The following is a 16,296-nucleotide window of genomic DNA, read 5'->3' on the forward strand; positions in this document are numbered from 1 at the left end:
CGCGGCGATTCAGCGGCCTGCGGCTTATTCGATTCAGGTTTCGGCAGTGAAAGCAAACAAGGAGTCACGGTATGTCCCATAGCCCATTGTTCAGCTCGATCCAAATCGGCCCCTATACCCTGCGCAACCGCGTGGTGATGGCGCCGCTCACCCGTTCCCGCGCCGGACAGCCGGGCAATGTGCCCACCGAGTTGAACGCCCGCTATTACCGCCAGCGGGCCGACGCCGGCCTGATCGTTTCCGAGGCGACCCAAATCTGCCAGCAAGGCCAAGGCTACGCCTGGACTCCCGGCATTCATACCGCCGAACAGGTGGCCGGTTGGCGCCGGGTGACCGACGCCGTGCACGGGGAAGGCGGGCGTATTTTCCTCCAGCTGTGGCACGTGGGGCGGGTGTCCCATCCTTGTTTCCAGCCGGGCGGCGCCTTGCCGGTGGCGCCGTCGGCCATCGCGCCCACGGGACAGGCTTTCATCGTCGACGGGCAGGGCCAGGGCGGCTGGGCGCCTTTCGTTGTTCCGCGCGCCTTGGAAACCGGAGAAATCGCCGGGATCGTCGCGCAATACGCCCAGGCAACGCGCAACGCCCTGGAGGCCGGATTCGACGGTGTTGAAGTGCATGGCGCCAACGGCTATTTGCTGGACCAATTCATCAACTCCAACAGCAACCAGCGCAGCGACCGTTACGGCGGTTCGGTGGCCAATCGCGCCCGCCTGTTGCTGGAAGTGATCGAGGCGGTCAGCGAGGTGTCGGGCGCCGGCCGGGTGGGCGTGCGCCTGTCGCCCTTGGGCACGTTCAACGACATGGCCGACGCCGATCCCTTGGAGACTTTCGGTTACATCGCCGGCCAGCTGGACGGTTGCAGCCTGGCTTATTTGCACGTGGTGGATCCGACTTACGGCGGCCACGCCGGGCCGGAAACGGCCGATCCCCGCGCGGTGGCGGTGATGGCGTCGATTCGGGAGCGGTTCCGCGGCCCTTTAATCGTCTGCGGCGGCTACGACCAGGCCAAGGCGGAAGCGGCGTTGGCGCAGGGACGTGCCGACTTGGTGGCGTTCGGCCGGCCCTATATCGCCAACCCCGACCTGGTGAAGCGCTTCCTCCGCGGCGCGCCGCTCAACACGCCCGATCCCGATACCTTTTACGGCGGCGGCGAAGCCGGCTATACGGATTACCCGTTGCTGGATGGCTGAATGGCGCGATGCGATAGGCTGCGATGAACGCGTTGTTGTTGCCGCTGTTGGCTTTCGCCGGCGGTTTGGCCATCGCCATGCAAGCCGGCATCAATGCCGGCTTGGCCCGCCACCTAGGCGGTTCTTTGCCGGCGGCGGCCGTATCGTTCGCCGTGGGCACGGCGGCGCTGGCCGGGGTGTGCGTGGTTTACCGCGGCGGCTGGCCGGCGTTGGCCCAGTGGCAGGCCGCGCCTTGGCACGCTTGGCTCGGCGGCTTGCTGGGCGCGGCTTATGTGACCCTGGCGGTGTTGCTGGCGCCGCGCCTGGGCGCCGCCACCCTGATCGCCTGGGTGGTGGCGGGCCAGCTGCGCGCGTCGTTGGTGCTGGATCATTACGGTTGGCTGGGGTTCGCCGTACGCCCGGTTAATTGGCAGCGCCTGGTCGGCGCGGCGCTGTTGTTGGGCGGGGCCGTGTTGCTGGTTAGGCATTGAGGCGCGGTGCCGGGCTTATGGCGCGGGCGTTTCCTGCAAATGCAGCGGCCGTTTCACGACCAGGCGCAACAGGCCGCGTCCGGCTTTTTCGATGGCGATGCCCGCGCTGCGTTCGACCAGGCGGCGGCTTAGCAGGATCAGGCGCGCTTCCAGGTTGTCGCTGCGGCCCGGCAGACGGATGCGCGGGTCCACTCGCAGCTCGCGGTTGCTGAATACGCTGCGCCGGCTTTCCTGGTAATCCCGCAGCAGCGCCCACAAAATCGCTCCGGCCACGCCGCGGATCAGGTAATCGCCGTCGAGGAAAATGCTGTCGTTTTCCGGGTAGCGGCGGACGGTGAGCGGCGCGCCGGCTACGGCGTCGGCGGCGCCGCTTGCGGCGGCCGGCAATTCGCCCGGCTCGGCCGGCTCCTGCAACAGGCCGATGGCCAGGCCCAGTTGCGCGGCCAAGGCGACCAGGGCGTCTTCGTCGTCGTAGCCGAAGCGCAAATCCTCCGGACTTTCCACGTAAAGCACCCCCAGCAATTGCCGGCGCGCGGCGATCGGCACGGCCAGTTGGCTGCGCGATTCGGGCAGGCCGGGCAGGGGGATGGCCGTTTCCAGTCCTTCCCAGCGGCCGTTGTGGGCGGCGGCGCGCACCGCGCGGCCGTAGGCGTATTCCGCCGTCATGTGGCCGAGACGGATCGGGGCGTTTTCCCGCGCCGCCACGCCGATGACGCCTTCTCCCAAGGCGATTTCCGAACCGATCCCGGAGTCTTGATAACCGCGGCTGGCGAGGGTGTATAAGCGCGTGCCGGAACCGTCCAGCATCAGCAGCATGGCGTGCGGGATGTCGAAGCGCGTTACCAGGCAGTCCAGCGCGGCGTTTATCAGGCTTTCCAGGTCGCCGCAGTCGGACAGCGCGGCGGTGGCCGCGCGCAAGGCCGCCAACGGGCTGCGCGGCGGCGCCGGTTCGTGGGCCGCGCCGGGAACCGGCTCGATTTCCAGTACGCGGTAGACGTCCGACCCCAGCAGGCGGAACACGTCGCTCATGCCGGTGTGGGAGGCGATGCCCGCCAGCTTGGCCTTCATGCGTTCGAACAGGGCTCCCTCGGTTTCCGTGCGCAGGTAACGCAGCAGCAGCCGGTAGCGGGCGCCGGTTCGCGGGTGGGTGACGATGAGGCGGGCCTGGGGGTTGGCGAGGATGTTGCCCCGCGTCGTGTTGAAAAACTGGTAGGACAGGGCCAAGTGTTCCCCGTCCACGTACTCTACTTGGGAAAGGCAGGCGACGTTGGGCATGCCGTCGGGGGCGCACGTGGCCATTAGCCCGGGAATTACCCCCTCGAGACAGTCGCGGATGGCGTCCAGTTTCACCAGTCGGCCCGCAACGGTGCGCCGGCATCGGGGCCGGGGGTTTGGGTATAGGCCTCGGCCACGGTGAAGGCCACGGCGGTGATGTCGTCGTCCGGGCAGTGCAGCAGGCTGCGCGCGATGGTGGGGTTGAAGCCCAGCGCGGAGATTTCCAGCAGAAAGGCCTCCCGGTAGAAGGCGATACGCCGCAGGTCGCCGTCGTCGAGGGCGGCGATCGCGCCGTCGCGGCCCTTGACCTGGAGGGTGCGGTGGGTGCTGGGCTCGCTGAACACGGCGGCAATCAGGCCGTTGGCGCGAATGTCGGCCAGCAGCGCGGCGGACTGGGCGGCGGAGACGAACACCGTCAGCCTGCGCCGGTCGCCGTCGATGCGGCAGCCGATACCGCGGCTCAGGTTGGGAACGTGGTCGGCGCCGCAGGAGCCTAGGCTGATGGATATGCCGCGCTGCATGAACGCGACGTGGGCGGCGCTAAGGAGCACGGCGGCGGCTTCGGTCATGGCGGGGCTTATTTCCGCTCCAGCCGCCATACGCCGTCCCAGCCGCCGTCGGCCGCCGCTTGCCGGCAACGGCCGGCGTAGGCGCGGCAGAGCGGATCGTGGGGCGATGCGGCGAATGCCGCTTCGGCCTCGGCCCAGCGGTCTTGCCGACACAGCGCCAGGGCGGCTTGGTAAGCGGCCGAGCCGGTTGCGTCGTCCCGCGCCAGCAGTTCGTGGATTTTGACCGGCGTCGTGCGTCCGGGCACGGTGGCCATACCCACCTCGCGGCCGGGGAAGGCATCGCCGGTCGCGCTCCAGGTGGCGTCGGACATGAGGACGGACGTGCCGAAAGCCTTGTTCGCGCTTTCCAGGCGGGCGGCCAAGTTGGCCGCATCCCCCAGCATGGAGTAGTCGAAGCGCCACCGGCTGCCCATATTGCCCACCACCACCTCGCCGGTGTGCAGGCCGATGCGCGCTTTCAGCGCCGAGCCGGCCTTGGCCTGGTAATCGCCGGCCTTTTCCGCCAGGCGGGCTTGGCAGCGCAGGGCGGCGCGGCAGGCGCGCACGGCGTGGTCGGGCTGGTCCAGGGGCGCGTTCCAGAAGGCGATGATGGCATCGCCTTCGTATTTGTCCAGGGTGCCGCCCTCGTCGAGGATGATGTCGGTCATCTCGGACAGGTAATCGTTGAGCAGGGCGGTGAGGGCCTCCGGTTCCAGCCGTTCCGCCAGCGTCGAGAAGCCCTCCAGGTCGGAAAACAGCATGGTCAGGGTTTTGCGCTCGCCGCCCAGGCGCAGCCGGGACGGGTCGGCCATGATCTGCTCCACCACGGCATGGCTGACGTATTGGCTGAGGGCGTCGGTGACCAATTGCTTCTGCCGGGACAAATCCAGGCTTTCCAGCGCCCGCACCACGGTCAGCCGCAGCATTTCCGGCTCCCAGGGCTTGGACAGGTATTTGTAGATCTGCGCCTCGTTGACGCAGCGCACCAGCGACTCCATGTCGGCGTAGCCGGTGAGCAGGATGCGGATGGCCTGGGGTTGTTTGTCCAGCGCGTGTTTGAGCACTTGATCGCCGGTGATGCCGGGCATGCGCTGGTCGCAGATAATCAAATCCAGGCTTTCGCGGTCGATGATTTCCATGGCGTCGGCGCCCGAGTTGGCGCCGAAAACCCGATAGCCTTTGCGAAACGAGCGCTGCAGGCTGTCAACGATATCCGGTTCGTCGTCTACGAAAAGTAGCGTGTGCATGGCGGCTATTGAGTCGATCCTTGGGCGGCTAATGATGCCAGACCCGGCGCGCGCTGTCCCTCACAGCCCGGAAGGTCCCGCGATCTGGTACAATGGCGCGATATTTTCCCCGCGGCGGGAGCATGCTCGCGGGGCCGCTCAGCAAGGAATTATCCGGTCATGTCTGAATTCGCCAAAGAAGTCATTCCCGTCAATCTCGAAGACGAGATGCGGCAGTCCTACCTCGATTACGCCATGAGCGTGATCGTGGGGCGCGCCCTGCCGGACGTGCGCGACGGGTTGAAGCCCGTGCACCGCCGCGTGCTGTACGCCATGAACGAGCTGGGCAACGACTGGAACAAGGCCTACAAGAAGTCGGCCCGCGTAGTCGGCGACGTGATCGGTAAGTACCATCCCCACGGCGATTCGGCGGTGTACGACACCATCGTGCGCATGGCCCAGCCGTTCTCCCTGCGCTACATGCTCATCGACGGCCAGGGCAACTTCGGCTCGGTGGACGGCGACCCGCCGGCCGCCATGCGTTACACCGAAGTGCGCATGTCGCGCATCGCCCACGAGCTGTTGGCCGACCTGGACAAGGAAACGGTCGATTTCACCCCCAACTACGACGAGTCGGAAAAAGAGCCGTCGGTACTGCCGACCAAGGTGCCCAACCTGTTGGTGAATGGCTCCGCCGGTATCGCCGTGGGCATGGCGACCAACATCCCGCCCCACAACCTGACCGAAGTGATCAATGCTTGCCTGGCGCTGATCGACGAACCGGAAACCTCCATCGAGCAATTGATGGAGCACATTCCCGGCCCGGATTTCCCCACCGCCGGTTTCATCAACGGCGCCAACGGCATCCGCGAAGCCTATCTCACCGGCCGCGGTCGTATCCTGCTGCGAGCCCGCTGCCACGTGGAAACCCACGACGACAGCGGCCGCCAGAGTATCGTGGTGACCGAGCTGCCCTACCAGGTGAACAAGGCGCGGCTGCTGGAGAAAATCGCCGAGCTGGTGAAGGAAGCCAAGCTGGAGGGCATTTCCGGTCTGCGCGACGAGTCCGATAAAGACGGCATGCGCATGGTGGTGGAGGTGAAGCGCGGCGAGACCGCCGAGGTGGTGCTCAACAACCTCTATCAGCACACCCAGATGCAGACCGTGTTCGGCATCAATATGGTGGCCCTGCAGGACGGCCGCCCGCGCTTGCTGAACCTGAAGGAAATCATCAGCTCCTTCGTCGACCACCGCAAAGTGGTGGTGACCCGCCGTTCCCTGTTCGAGCTGCGCAAGGCGCGCGAAAGGGCGCACATCTTGGAAGGCCTGGCGGTGGCCCTGGCCAACATCGATGAAATCATCGAACTGATCAAAACCTCGCCGACCCCGGCGGAAGCCAAGGAGCGCCTGTTGGGCCGTGTGTGGCAGTCCGGCGTGGTCAGCGCATTGCTGGATCGTGCCGATGCGGATCGCTCCCGGCCGGACAACCTCGACCCCATGTACGGCCTGGCGGAAGGCGGCTACCGCCTGTCGCCGGTGCAAGCGCAAGCCATCCTGGACTTGCGCTTGCACCGCCTCACCGGCCTGGAGCAGGACAAGATCGTCGACGACTACAAGGTCTTGCTGGGGCAGATCGACGAACTGCTGGAAATCCTCTCCAACGAAAGCCGGCTGATGGAAGTGATCCGCGGCGAGTTGCAGGCGATCAAGGAACAGTTCGGCGACGCCCGCCGCACGGAAATCATCCACGACAAGCTGGACCTGTCCCTGGAAGACCTCATCGACCAGGAGGACGTGGTGGTGACCATGTCCCACCAGGGCTACGTCAAGACCCAGCCGTTGGAGTCCTACCAGGCCCAGCGCCGCGGTGGACGCGGCAAGAGCGCCACCGGCGTCAAGGAAGAGGATTTCGTCGACAAGCTCATCGTCGCCAACACCCACGACACCATCCTGTGCTTCTCCAGCCTGGGCCGGGTCTATTCCATCAAGGTCTACGAGCTGCCGGTGGCGAGCCGCGCCTCGCGCGGCAAGCCGTTCGTCAACCTGCTGCCCCTCACCGAGGGCGAGCGCATCAACGCCATCCTGCCCATCAAGGACTTCGGCGTGGAGCGCTATGTGCTGATGGCGACCACGGCCGGCACGGTGAAAAAAGTGGAGTTGCGCGAATTCGAGCGCATCCGCGTCGGCGGCAAAATCGCTATCGGCCTGCGCGACGACGACCGCCTGGTGGGCGTGGCCCTCACCGACGGTTCTCAGTCGGTGATGCTGTTCAGCAGCGGCGGCAAGGTAGTGTGCTTCGACGAAAGCGAGGTGCGCATCATGGGCCGCGAGGCCGGCGGCGTGCGCGGCATGAACCTGCCGGACGGCCAGCGCGTCATCTCCCTCATCATCGCCAGCGAAGGCACGGTGCTGACCGTCACCGAAAACGGCTACGGCAAGCGCACCGAACTGGCCGATTTCCCCCGCCACCATCGCGGCGGCAGCGGCGTCATCGCCATGCAGACCAGCGAGCGCAACGGCGCCGTGGTGGGCGCGACGCTGGTTACCGACAGCGACGAAATCATGCTCATCACCGACGCCGGCACCCTGGTGCGCACCCGCATCAGCGAAATCTCCGTGCTGGGCCGCAATACCCAAGGCGTGCGGGTGATCCGTCCCAGCGAAAACGAGAAGGTCGTGGGTCTGGATCGCATCGAACAGCTGGCCGGCGAAGAGGACGACGACGGCGCGGAAACGGGCGAGGGCGAAGCGGCGGAATAAGCCGGTCGTCCCGTAGCGCTGCCGCCGGTCGCTCCTTGCGGCCGAATGCCGCACCTCGATAAAACCTCCAAACGCCGGTGCCGGTTCCATACGGAAACGGCACCGGTATCTCCCTTCGATAGGCCTCCAGCGGTATTGCCGCGCGGGCGCCTTATCGACCGGGGCTCAATATCTTCGCGAAAAAGACTATCCACCCAGGTCTGGTATAGTTGGCGCGTCGCCGGCAAACCAAACCGGTATTCCCATACCCATCGATTTGGAGGCGCGTGGTGGCAAGTGTCGCGGGAGGATGTACGGCGGAATTCTCCGATGCGTATTTTCTGGATTACGGCGATGCTTACGGCGTCGCCATGGAAGGCGGGGAAATCGTCGACGAAGCCGGGATTCGCCGTCCGCGTTATTGTTATTACGACGGGGCTTTAGGCGACGCCGCGTCGCCGTATTTGATCGGCGTTCCTTCCGACGACATCGTCACCACCTTTTGCAGCAATCGCCTGCCGGTTCCCGGTGTGATCGCCTTCCGGCGCGACGGCGTCTTGCAGTTCGAAAACATGCCGCAGGACGTGCTGGACGAAATCGTCGAGCATCGGCAACAGTATTTCTCCCGTCCGAGTAACGCCATTCATCTGGATACCTATTTCCTGGATCCGTTGGAGGCGCTTAATACCGCCAAGCAACACAATCGCATCTATAACGGCCATCCGACCATCGACAGTCCGCAGCTGTGTTTTTACGGCGGAGATGCCATCGCCGCGGAGCTGAGCAATCTTATTTGGGTGCCGTACGACCGATTTGTCGATTTCTTTACCATGTCCCCCCTGAAAATGCCGGCCGTCGTAAAGTGCCGGGAAGGCGCCGGCGAGGCGGAGCAAGCGGCAGCCAACGAGGAGTTCCAACAACTGTTGCGGGCGGTGGAAGCCAACAGCACCAATGTGTGCACTTATCTGGGGGGGCTGGCCAGAGCGCAGCGGCCGGACTTTAGCGAGCCGGTTTTGCGTGTATTTGTAGTGACTTCACGCTATACCACGGTGATGCAGTATTGTGCCCGTGGAGTCGCCAAAGCGTTCGAGCGCCGTGGCTGCCGGGTGATGTTTGTCATGGAGCAGGACGAGAGGGAGCGGTTGTGTTTTGCCGACCTATTGTCCAAATATGTGGAATTCAATCCCCATGTGTTTTTCGAAATAAACCGCTACGAGCCCCGTTTTCTTAACGACCATGTGGCGCATATCGTTTGGTGGCAAGACCTGCTGGTGCGCAAGAATATGAAGACCGATTCCCTGTCCGTCAGGGAAAGGGAGTTTCATTATTCGATTTCCACGCATTTGGACGAAGAACTGCATTCCTGTGGCGCGAGCGCAGTGCGTAGGCTCAATTTTTGTATCGACGAGGAAGTCTTCAATCCCGGCCATAATCCGGCGCGCAGCCGCAAAGTGGTTTTCGTCGGCGCCAATTACCCGTCTTTCGTGGACTTTTCCAGTGCGGCACAGTGTACCGCCGTGGCGCTGCTGACGGATTTGCTGGTGGCGGGGAAAGCTTTCGGTCCCGAGGTATTGCGCGCCGTGGCCGAGCAATCCGGCGTCGACCCGCAGCATTTAGCCTGGCGTTTGCTGCCTTACGCCATCAGAAGCCTGACGGTGCGCTGGCTGTGCGAATGCGCGACGATTCCCGTGGAGATTTACGGCCGCCACTGGGAGTCCGACCCGGTTGTCGCCAGGTTTTTCAAGGGCGAGGCGCCCCACGGCGTGGCGGTGGCGGACATTTACCGTTCGGCGCAATATGCCTTCGCCTGCCATGCCTTCGACATCAATTCGCAGCGCTTGGCCGAAGCTGCCGCCTGTGGTTGCACGCCGATAGTTTTCGATTGCCGCGAGCTGGCCGAGCCGCCCTATTGGGAAGAGGCTTGCCTCTATTTCAAAACCCAGGCGGAGTTGCAGGACATTATCGACAACGACCGCCGCGCGCCGCACAGTCCCCATGCTATCGCCGCCGGATTTACCTATGACCGTGCCGTGGAGAGGTTTCTCGCCGATATGGGGCCGGTGGTCGGGTTATAAGGTATCGCGCGGGGCGGTATTTCGTGTCGCTTCATGGTGTTAGGCAGGATGGGCAAGGCATGATTAATCTTAAGGACTCCCGTACGCAAACTCCGGCGCCGGGCGCCGCCTGGCGCCGGCTGACGGACGCCGAGCGGATGGCCAGGGTGGAGCAAGCGCTGCATTCGGGCCCCGGCGCCTTTAACCGCGCGGTTGCCGTCGCGACGGCGGAGGAAAACGGTGAAGTGATCGTCGGCCTGTTGCAGCCTTTGTCCGCCGGCGAGCGCGGCACGCTGCTGCTGGATCTGGAGGCCTTTTTGAAGGAAACCGTCGAGCCCAGCCTCGCCGTTTGGCTGGAACCTTTGGGCGACCGCAGTTCCTTGCGCAATTTGCGCGGCATGGGGGGCAAGCCATGACCGCCGCCGTCGCCACCCGCGAAGGCGGATTGATCCTGGATTCCCACAAGCTGTCGCACCATTACGACCGGGTTGCGGCCTGGGAGGCGGGGGAGCGCATCGCGCCGGTGAGCGTGGACATGGCGCTGACCCGGGCATGCGGCGCCATGTGCTCGTTCTGCTACGCCATGATGCAGGAGTCGCAGGTGCGCAGCCCGGTCACCACTAGCCACGCGCTCAATCTGCTGGATGATTTTGCCGCCATGGGGGTGCGCAGCGTGTCGCTGGTGTCCGACGGCGAAAGCACTTTGTCGAAAACCTATGTGCCTTTCATCCGGCACGCGGCGGAGCTGGGCGTCGACGTGGGCAACGCCACCAATGCCTGGGAGTGGGGGCCGGAAAAAATCGAGCAGGTGCTGCCGCACCTGACCTGGGTGCGCTTTACCGTCGGCGCCGGCCGGCCGGAGAGTTACGCCCGCATCATGTACAAGGGGCCGGAACACACCGCCGTGTTCGAGCGCGCCATCGAGCACATCCGCTACGCCGTCGATTTGAAACGCCGCAACAAGCTCAAGGTGACGCTGGGCATCCAGATGGTGTTGATGCCGGAGTTCGGCGAGGAAATTCTGCCGTTCGCCCAGCTCGGCGTCGATTTGGGGGTGGACTATGCGGTCATCAAGCACTGCTCGGACGACGAGCAGCACTCCCTCGGCATCGACTACGGCAAATACGAGGCCTTGTACGACGTGTTGCGTCAGGCCGAGCGGCTGAGCACGGAGCAGACCAAGGTCGTCGTCAAGTGGAGCAAGATCCAGGACGGCGACAAGCCTTCCTACCAGCGCTTCTACGGTCCGCCGTTTCTGCTGCAAATCAGCGGCAGCGGGCTGGTGGCGCCGTCCGGCATGTTTTTCAACGCGCGCTACTCCAAGCTGCACATCGGCAATTTCACCGAGGAGCGCTTTATGGACATCTGGAAGTCCGAGCGTTACTGGCGGGCGATGAATTACCTCGCTTCGCCGGCCTTCGACGCCCAGACCATGATGGGCACGCTGCCGATCCAGCATTACGTCAGCGTGGCGCTGGACAACCACGTCAAAGGCATCGAGCGCATCCGCCCGGCCGCGGGCGAACCGCCGCTGCACGTCAATTTTCTGTGAGGCGGCCTTAGGCCTTTTCGCCGACGATGAGGATTTCGTTGGTGGGGACGAGGATGTCCTCGTCGATGTGGATGGCGATTTTTTCCTTGATGTGGGCCGGCACCATGCCCCGGTCCAGCACCCGGTCCAGGTAAAACTTCGGGTTCTGGATCATCGTGTATTTGGAAATCTCCAGCACCTTGAAGCCGGTTTTCTCCAGCAGTTCGCGGACGGATTTTTCGCTCCACCAGGTCAGGTGCACCGGATAGCGGTAGCGGTACGGGATGCCCGTTTCCGTGCCCACCGTGGTCATCACCAGCTTGCCGCCGCCGGCGACGAGGCGCGCCAGGTTGCCGACGACGCCCATGGGGTCGGGTAGGTGCTCCAGCACGCCCCACAGGGTGACGAAATCGTATTTGTCCTTGGCGTCGTAATCCAGGGCGTCGTGGGGATAGTTGTAGCCCGCCCACCGGCACGGCATGCCTTCCTGCACGAACAGGTTTTCGCCGCAGCCGAAATCCAGCAGCTTATGGTCTTGGCTCAAGCCGTAGCGCTGCAAATAATCGATATTCTTGCGGCAGTTCTTTTTCACCGTGTCGCGAATCATCTGCCGGTCGTATTCCGTATAGTATTCGTAGTCGCTGTACAGTTTGTCCAATTCCGCCGCGCTGGGCATGGGATCGGCGAATTCCAGCGCGCAATGCCGGCATTTATGGATGGTGGCGCCGTCGGCGATGAATATGGGGAAACTTTCGTTGCTGCAAACAACGCAATGAACGGCCATTGATAGTGCTCCGGCAAATGGTTCTTGTGGTTGAGCGGCTAGCTGACGAAAGTCGGCATTTCCCTGCGCTTGAAGTGTTCCACGTAATGGTCGATGACCGATTTTAAATGGTCTTCCTCCTCCACGCTGCGCACTTCCGGAATAATGAAATCCCGCACCGGGTTTTCGCAGAATTCCCCCCAATAATCCCGCTCGAACCGGCCGCTGCGCAGCAGTTCGTCGTAGTAAGGGGTTTCGGCCAAGGGCGATAACAGGTTGAAATAGGGCAGGCGGATGCCGAGGTTTTTGATGCGCTCGGGTAGGGTTTTCCGGTATTCGTCGGTTTCTCCCGGCGCGCCGATAATGAAATAGCCCAGCACGTCGATGCCGTAGCGGTTGCACAGTTCGCAGAATTGCTCGATGTGCTTCAACCGGCAGGCTTTTTTGAAGTATTCCAATACGGTGTCGTCCAAGCTTTCGATGCCCACGTGCAGGCGCTTGCAGCCGGCGGCGGCCAGGTCGGCGATGACCGCCTCGCGCACTTCCACCGTGCCGCGTGCGCTCCAGTCGATTTGTATGCCGTTTTGCACGACGGCCTGGCTCAGGTCGGATACCCTGGCTCGGTTGATATTGAACGCATCGTCCAGGATGTGGATGGAGGTGGCGCCCAAATCGATGAGGGCGTTGAATTCCTCGATGCACTTGCCCACGGATTTGAAATTGAATTGTTTTTGCTGCACGTCGCAATAGATGCAGGCATAAGGGCAGCCGCGGGACGAGAACATGGGCAAGCGCAAGGAGCCGACATTGAACAGCAAATCGCTGTTTTGCTCGATACGGTAATCTTCGATATTCAGCAGGTGGCGGGCCGGCAGGGGCAGGGCGTCCATGTTTACCTGGCCGCCGAAGAATACGCCGGCGGGGCAGCCGTCTTCCAGCCACTGGGGGAAAATGATTTCCGCGTCGTCGACGAATACCGCATGGGCGCCTTGCCGCAAAATGGCGGCGTGGTTGCGGGTGGCGTGGGGGCCGCCCACCACTTTGATGGGGGCCGACGCCCGTTTCAATATCTCCACCATGGTCCAGGCGCGGTAGGTAACCACGGACAGCCCCAGTATGTCCGGCGCATAGTTTTCGATGGCGTGCAGGGTTTCGTCCAGGCTCAATCCCAGGCTGGCGGCATCCAGTATTTTTACTTCGTAGTGTTCGGGTATGCAGGCGGCGATGCTGAGCACGCCGAGGGGCATGTATTTGACGGCGCTGTTTTTATAAAACTTGGCCGTGACGCGATCCTGCACTTCGCCTTCATAGGGCATGACCGCCAAGAGGATTTTTTTCGGTTTCAGCATGGCTTGGGTTTTTCTGCGTGCGGTCGGTCAGATGAAATTGATGTGGGGCACGTCGCGCCGAATCAGCCGGTCCAGGTAGCGGTTGGCCTCGTCCATGCGGCAGTTCAGGCGGCACTCGTGGATGTCCAGTTCGTGGCGCACGTAGCGGAAGTTGTCGCGGCGCCGCTCGCCTTCCCAGATGTCCTGGAACGAGGCGTGGTTGAGGTTGCCGTAGTCGAAGCGCGGATTGAGCAGGTAGGCGCTGCAACCGTACACGGCGCCGGTCGCCATGACGTAGGCCCAGAGGAACGGCGTGGCGTTGCAGCTGCGGTAGCGGTTGGCCTCGCCTGCGTCGTGCTTCTTCATGGTGTTGTCGCGGAATATCACCTGGAAGCTGTTTGTGTTCAGCGCCCGCAGGCTGTCGCCCAGGCGCAGGGTGGCCTGGTAGTCGATGCCTTCGTAAGCCTTGGTGAGGCTGAAACGGTGCTGGGAGTGGGGCTTGACCACCAGATAGTCGAGCCCGATGTCGTCGCGGCACAGGCGCGCCAGGGGTTCCACCTCGTGGGCGTTTTCCGGCAGCAGCAGGATCTGTGCGCCGAGGGTGCAGGCGTAGCCGTGCCGGCGGCGGGCGTCGGCCAGGGTTTTCAGGTTGTCCAGCACACGCTGGAAATCGTCGGCCTTGGTGCGGTGGATGCGGGCGTAGCTGTCCGCCGTGCCGGCGTTGACCGAGGCCTTGATCCACGACATATGCGGCAGGGCTTGCTCGACGAAGGCTGGCGTCAACACCGAGGCGTTGGTGGTCATGGCCGTGTCGATGCCGGCCTCGGCGGCGGCGGCCACCATGCGGTGGATGTCCTTGTGCAGCATGGGTTCGCCTTCGCCGGCGAACATGACGCTGCGTATGCCCAGCCGTCCCATGTCGGCCAGGGCGCGTTCGGCGGTTTCCAGCGGCAGGCGGGTCGGCTGGTAGCCGATATAGTCCATCGCGCAGAAAGTGCAGCGATGGTTGCAGGCGCCCACCGGCGACATTTCCACGTACAGGGGGTAGACGGCCTTGGCCTTGTTCCAGTCGTCGCCGGCATCCAGCAGTTGCGCGATGCGCTGGGGATGGTACATGAGCTTGTGGCTGTCGATGGCGTAGCGGTCGGACATGGGGGGCGCTCTTAGAAGGGGCCGCGAAAGTCGCGCTGCGGCACATCGTGCGGGGTGGTTCGCGCCAGCCGGCCGGCCAGTTCCGCGTCGGGAATGGCGGCGTCCAAGTGCGCGGCGACGGCGCGGGCGATAGACAGGGCGTCGGGATAATGGCCCTCGGCCAGGTGGGGCGAAGTCGGCACGGGATAATCCGGCAGGGCGATGCGCAGGGGCGGACGCCGGAGGGCGGAAAACGCCGTTTCGGCCACAGCGGCAATCACCTCGCCGGCGATGCCGCCGGTTTTCCAGGCGGTGTCGGCGACGATCAGGCTGCCGGTGCGGCGCACCGACGCCACGACGGTGGCGAGGTCCAGCGGCCGCACGCAGCGGGCGTCGATGACTTCCAGCTCGATGCCGTAATCCGCCAGGGCTTCGGCGGCCAGGCGCGCCTCGACGGTCATGTAGGAGAAGGCCAGCAGCGTGGCGTGCCGGCCGGGGTGGCAGATCAGCGCCTGGTCGAGGGGAACCACATAAGGCTCTTCCGGCACGATGTCGCGGAGGGTTTGCAGCCAGCGGTGCTCGATGAAAATGACCGGGTTGTCGTCGCGGATGGCCGCCAGCAACATGCCTTTGCTGTCGTAGCCGCTGCTGGGCATGACCACCTTGAGGCCGGGAATGTGGGCGAACAGCGCTTGCAGGCTTTGGGCGTGCTGCGGCCCCTGGCCCCAGCCGCGGCCGACGATGACGCGGATGACCAGCGGGATATTGACTTGGCCGGCGAACATGTAACGCCACTTGGCGGCATTGTTGACGATCTGGTCCATGGCCAGCAGGGCGAAGTCGATGCGCTGGTGCACCATGACCGGGCGCAGGCCGGACATGGCGGCGCCGATGCAGATGCCGGTCATGCCGTTTTCGGCGATGGGGCTGTCGAACACCCGCTGCTTGCCGAAGCGTTCCTGCAGGCCGGCGGTGGTGCCGAACACGCCTTTGGGGTCGGGCACGCCTTCGCCGACCAGGATGACGCGTTCGTCCTCGGCCATGGCCTGTTCCAGCGCTTCGCGGATGGCTTCGATTTGGGTGAGTTGGCGGCCGGCTTCAGGCATACAGATACCCCGGCAAGTCGGCAGGGCGCGGCGGCGGGCTGGCCAGCGCCGCCGCGAAGGCGGATTCGATTTCGGCGGCGACCTCGCTTTCCAATCGGTCCAGGTCCGTGCCGCCGGCGCTAAGGCGTGGAGCCAGGCGCCGGAGCGGGCAGTGGGCTTCCCAATCCTGCCGTTCCCCGGCCGGGCGATAACCCAGGTGGTCGTCCAGTTCGGGGCCGCAGTGCTCGCGCCAGCGGTAGGTGGCGCACTCCAGGAAATAGGGCTTGCTGCCGCTGCGCAATTGGCCGACGGCGGTGCGGGCCGCCTGGTGGACCGCCTCCACGTCGTTGCCGTCGGCGGTGAGGGTGATGCAGCCGTGGGCGGCGGCGACGCCGTGGATGGGCCGTGGCGGCTGGCGGTCGGGGAGGCGGGTGTAGCAGGCGTACAGGTTGTTTTCGCAAACGAACAGCACCGGCAGGCTGTGCAGCACGGCGAAGTTGACGGATTCGTGCACCACGCCTTCTTCGAAGGTGCCGTCGCCGAAAAACACCGCGACCACCTTGTCCTCGCCGCGCAGCCGCGCCGCCCAGGCCGCCCCCACCGCCAGGGGGAGGGTGGCGCCGACGATGGGCACGGCGCCGAGAAAGCCGGCTCGCAGGTCGATCATGTGCATGGAGCCGCCCACGCCGTGGCAGCAGCCGGCGTCGAGGCCGTAGATTTCCGCCAGCATGGCGGTGAGGTCGCCGCCCTTGGCCAGGTAATGGGCGTGGGCGCGGTGGCCGCTGAAGACGCCGTCGCGTTGTTCCAGCGCGGCGCACACGCCCACGGCGACGGCTTCCTGGCCGATGGACAGGTGCACCGGGCAGCGCATTTCCTGGGCCGGGTAGCGGTCGGCGATGGCTTCTTCGATGCGGCGTATGCGCAGCATTTGGCGGTAAAGATCGAATGGGTTCATG

The 16,296-nt window shown here is 64.3% G+C and carries 14 protein-coding genes; 6 read left to right on the forward strand and 8 right to left on the reverse strand.

Annotated features, from left to right (window positions below; all coding sequences use genetic code 11):
• Positions 1–71 precede the first annotated feature (71 nt).
• Both K5607_RS06230 and K5607_RS06235 read left to right on the forward strand, forming a co-directional pair.
• Complete coding sequence (locus tag K5607_RS06230; protein ID WP_221048544.1) at positions 72–1,190, forward strand: alkene reductase; 1,119 nt, start codon at positions 72–74, stop codon at positions 1,188–1,190.
• A gap of 23 nt (positions 1,191–1,213) precedes the next feature.
• Positions 1,214–1,660: a DMT family transporter gene (locus tag K5607_RS06235; protein WP_221048545.1), complete on the forward strand. Its 447-nt coding sequence runs from the start codon at positions 1,214–1,216 to the stop codon at positions 1,658–1,660.
• A 15-nt stretch (positions 1,661–1,675) separates the two neighbouring features.
• Here the strand turns inward: K5607_RS06235 and K5607_RS06240 are convergent, their stop codons facing one another.
• The 3 genes from K5607_RS06240 to K5607_RS06250 are packed head-to-tail and all read right to left on the reverse strand — an operon-like array spanning position 1,676 to position 4,730.
• Positions 1,676–3,010 carry a GAF domain-containing protein gene (locus K5607_RS06240; protein WP_246598968.1) on the reverse strand — a complete coding sequence of 445 codons (1,335 nt, stop codon included), beginning with the start codon at positions 3,008–3,010 and terminating at the stop codon, positions 1,676–1,678.
• Positions 3,007–3,504, reverse strand: a complete 498-nt coding sequence (locus tag K5607_RS06245) for a hypothetical protein (protein WP_221048546.1) — start codon at positions 3,502–3,504, stop codon at positions 3,007–3,009. Before K5607_RS06245 ends, K5607_RS06240 begins: the two co-directional genes overlap by 4 nt.
• A gap of 8 nt (positions 3,505–3,512) precedes the next feature.
• The gene (locus K5607_RS06250) at positions 3,513–4,730 is read right to left on the reverse strand and encodes a response regulator (RefSeq protein WP_221048547.1); all 1,218 of its coding nucleotides are present in this window, start codon (positions 4,728–4,730) and stop codon (positions 3,513–3,515) included.
• A 159-nt stretch (positions 4,731–4,889) separates the two neighbouring features.
• Here K5607_RS06250 and gyrA point away from each other — a divergent pair, with 159 nt between their 5' ends.
• From gyrA to K5607_RS06270, 4 genes are all read left to right on the forward strand, one after another.
• A complete protein-coding gene (gene gyrA / locus K5607_RS06255; protein WP_221048548.1) occupies positions 4,890–7,469 on the forward strand; it encodes a DNA gyrase subunit A in 2,580 nt (859 codons plus the stop codon).
• Positions 7,470–7,738: 269 nt separating this feature from the next.
• Positions 7,739–9,523, forward strand: coding sequence for a glycosyltransferase family protein (locus K5607_RS06260; protein ID WP_221048549.1), 1,785 nt, complete (start codon positions 7,739–7,741; stop codon positions 9,521–9,523).
• A 59-nt stretch (positions 9,524–9,582) separates the two neighbouring features.
• On the forward strand, positions 9,583–9,918 hold the full coding sequence (locus K5607_RS06265) for a hypothetical protein (protein WP_221048550.1): 336 nt from the start codon (positions 9,583–9,585) through the stop codon (positions 9,916–9,918).
• Positions 9,915–11,054: a radical SAM/SPASM domain-containing protein gene (locus tag K5607_RS06270; RefSeq protein ID WP_054773368.1), complete on the forward strand. Its 1,140-nt coding sequence runs from the start codon at positions 9,915–9,917 to the stop codon at positions 11,052–11,054. Before K5607_RS06265 ends, K5607_RS06270 begins: the two co-directional genes overlap by 4 nt.
• A gap of 7 nt (positions 11,055–11,061) precedes the next feature.
• Here K5607_RS06270 and K5607_RS06275 read toward each other — a convergent pair whose 3' ends face one another.
• The 5 genes from K5607_RS06275 to K5607_RS06295 are packed head-to-tail and all read right to left on the reverse strand — an operon-like array spanning position 11,062 to position 16,295.
• Positions 11,062–11,817: a class I SAM-dependent methyltransferase gene (locus K5607_RS06275; protein ID WP_054773369.1), complete on the reverse strand. Its 756-nt coding sequence runs from the start codon at positions 11,815–11,817 to the stop codon at positions 11,062–11,064.
• A 38-nt stretch (positions 11,818–11,855) separates the two neighbouring features.
• On the reverse strand, positions 11,856–13,145 hold the full coding sequence (locus K5607_RS06280; RefSeq protein WP_221048551.1) for a B12-binding domain-containing radical SAM protein: 1,290 nt from the start codon (positions 13,143–13,145) through the stop codon (positions 11,856–11,858).
• Positions 13,146–13,172: 27 nt separating this feature from the next.
• The gene (locus tag K5607_RS06285; protein WP_221048552.1) at positions 13,173–14,276 is read right to left on the reverse strand and encodes a radical SAM protein; all 1,104 of its coding nucleotides are present in this window, start codon (positions 14,274–14,276) and stop codon (positions 13,173–13,175) included.
• Between the two features lie 11 nt (positions 14,277–14,287).
• Positions 14,288–15,361 carry an alpha-ketoacid dehydrogenase subunit beta gene (locus tag K5607_RS06290; RefSeq protein ID WP_221048553.1) on the reverse strand — a complete coding sequence of 358 codons (1,074 nt, stop codon included), beginning with the start codon at positions 15,359–15,361 and terminating at the stop codon, positions 14,288–14,290.
• Positions 15,354–16,295: a thiamine pyrophosphate-dependent dehydrogenase E1 component subunit alpha gene (locus K5607_RS06295; RefSeq protein ID WP_221048554.1), complete on the reverse strand. Its 942-nt coding sequence runs from the start codon at positions 16,293–16,295 to the stop codon at positions 15,354–15,356. The genes K5607_RS06290 and K5607_RS06295 overlap by 8 nt, the downstream gene beginning before the upstream one ends.
• Position 16,296 lies beyond the last annotated feature (1 nt).

The sequence above is a fragment of the Methylogaea oryzae genome (assembly GCF_019669985.1).
Taxonomy (GTDB): Bacteria; Pseudomonadota; Gammaproteobacteria; order Methylococcales; family Methylococcaceae; genus Methylogaea; species Methylogaea oryzae.

Excerpts from the sequence above, each read along its gene's own strand:
- K5607_RS06230 (WP_221048544.1), top strand. The coding sequence starts at position 72 with ATGTCCCATAGCCCATTGTTCAGCTCGATCCAAATCGGCCCCTATACC.
- K5607_RS06235 (WP_221048545.1), top strand. The coding sequence starts at position 1,214 with ATGAACGCGTTGTTGTTGCCGCTGTTGGCTTTCGCCGGCGGTTTGGCC.
- K5607_RS06245 (WP_221048546.1), bottom strand. The coding sequence starts at position 3,504 with ATGACCGAAGCCGCCGCCGTGCTCCTTAGCGCCGCCCACGTCGCGTTC.
- K5607_RS06250 (WP_221048547.1), bottom strand. The coding sequence starts at position 4,730 with ATGCACACGCTACTTTTCGTAGACGACGAACCGGATATCGTTGACAGC.
- gyrA (WP_221048548.1), top strand. The coding sequence starts at position 4,890 with ATGTCTGAATTCGCCAAAGAAGTCATTCCCGTCAATCTCGAAGACGAG.
- K5607_RS06265 (WP_221048550.1), top strand. The coding sequence starts at position 9,583 with ATGATTAATCTTAAGGACTCCCGTACGCAAACTCCGGCGCCGGGCGCC.
- K5607_RS06270 (WP_054773368.1), top strand. The coding sequence starts at position 9,915 with ATGACCGCCGCCGTCGCCACCCGCGAAGGCGGATTGATCCTGGATTCC.
- K5607_RS06275 (WP_054773369.1), bottom strand. The coding sequence starts at position 11,817 with ATGGCCGTTCATTGCGTTGTTTGCAGCAACGAAAGTTTCCCCATATTC.
- K5607_RS06280 (WP_221048551.1), bottom strand. The coding sequence starts at position 13,145 with ATGCTGAAACCGAAAAAAATCCTCTTGGCGGTCATGCCCTATGAAGGC.
- K5607_RS06285 (WP_221048552.1), bottom strand. The coding sequence starts at position 14,276 with ATGTCCGACCGCTACGCCATCGACAGCCACAAGCTCATGTACCATCCC.
- K5607_RS06290 (WP_221048553.1), bottom strand. The coding sequence starts at position 15,361 with ATGCCTGAAGCCGGCCGCCAACTCACCCAAATCGAAGCCATCCGCGAA.
- K5607_RS06295 (WP_221048554.1), bottom strand. The coding sequence starts at position 16,295 with ATGAACCCATTCGATCTTTACCGCCAAATGCTGCGCATACGCCGCATC.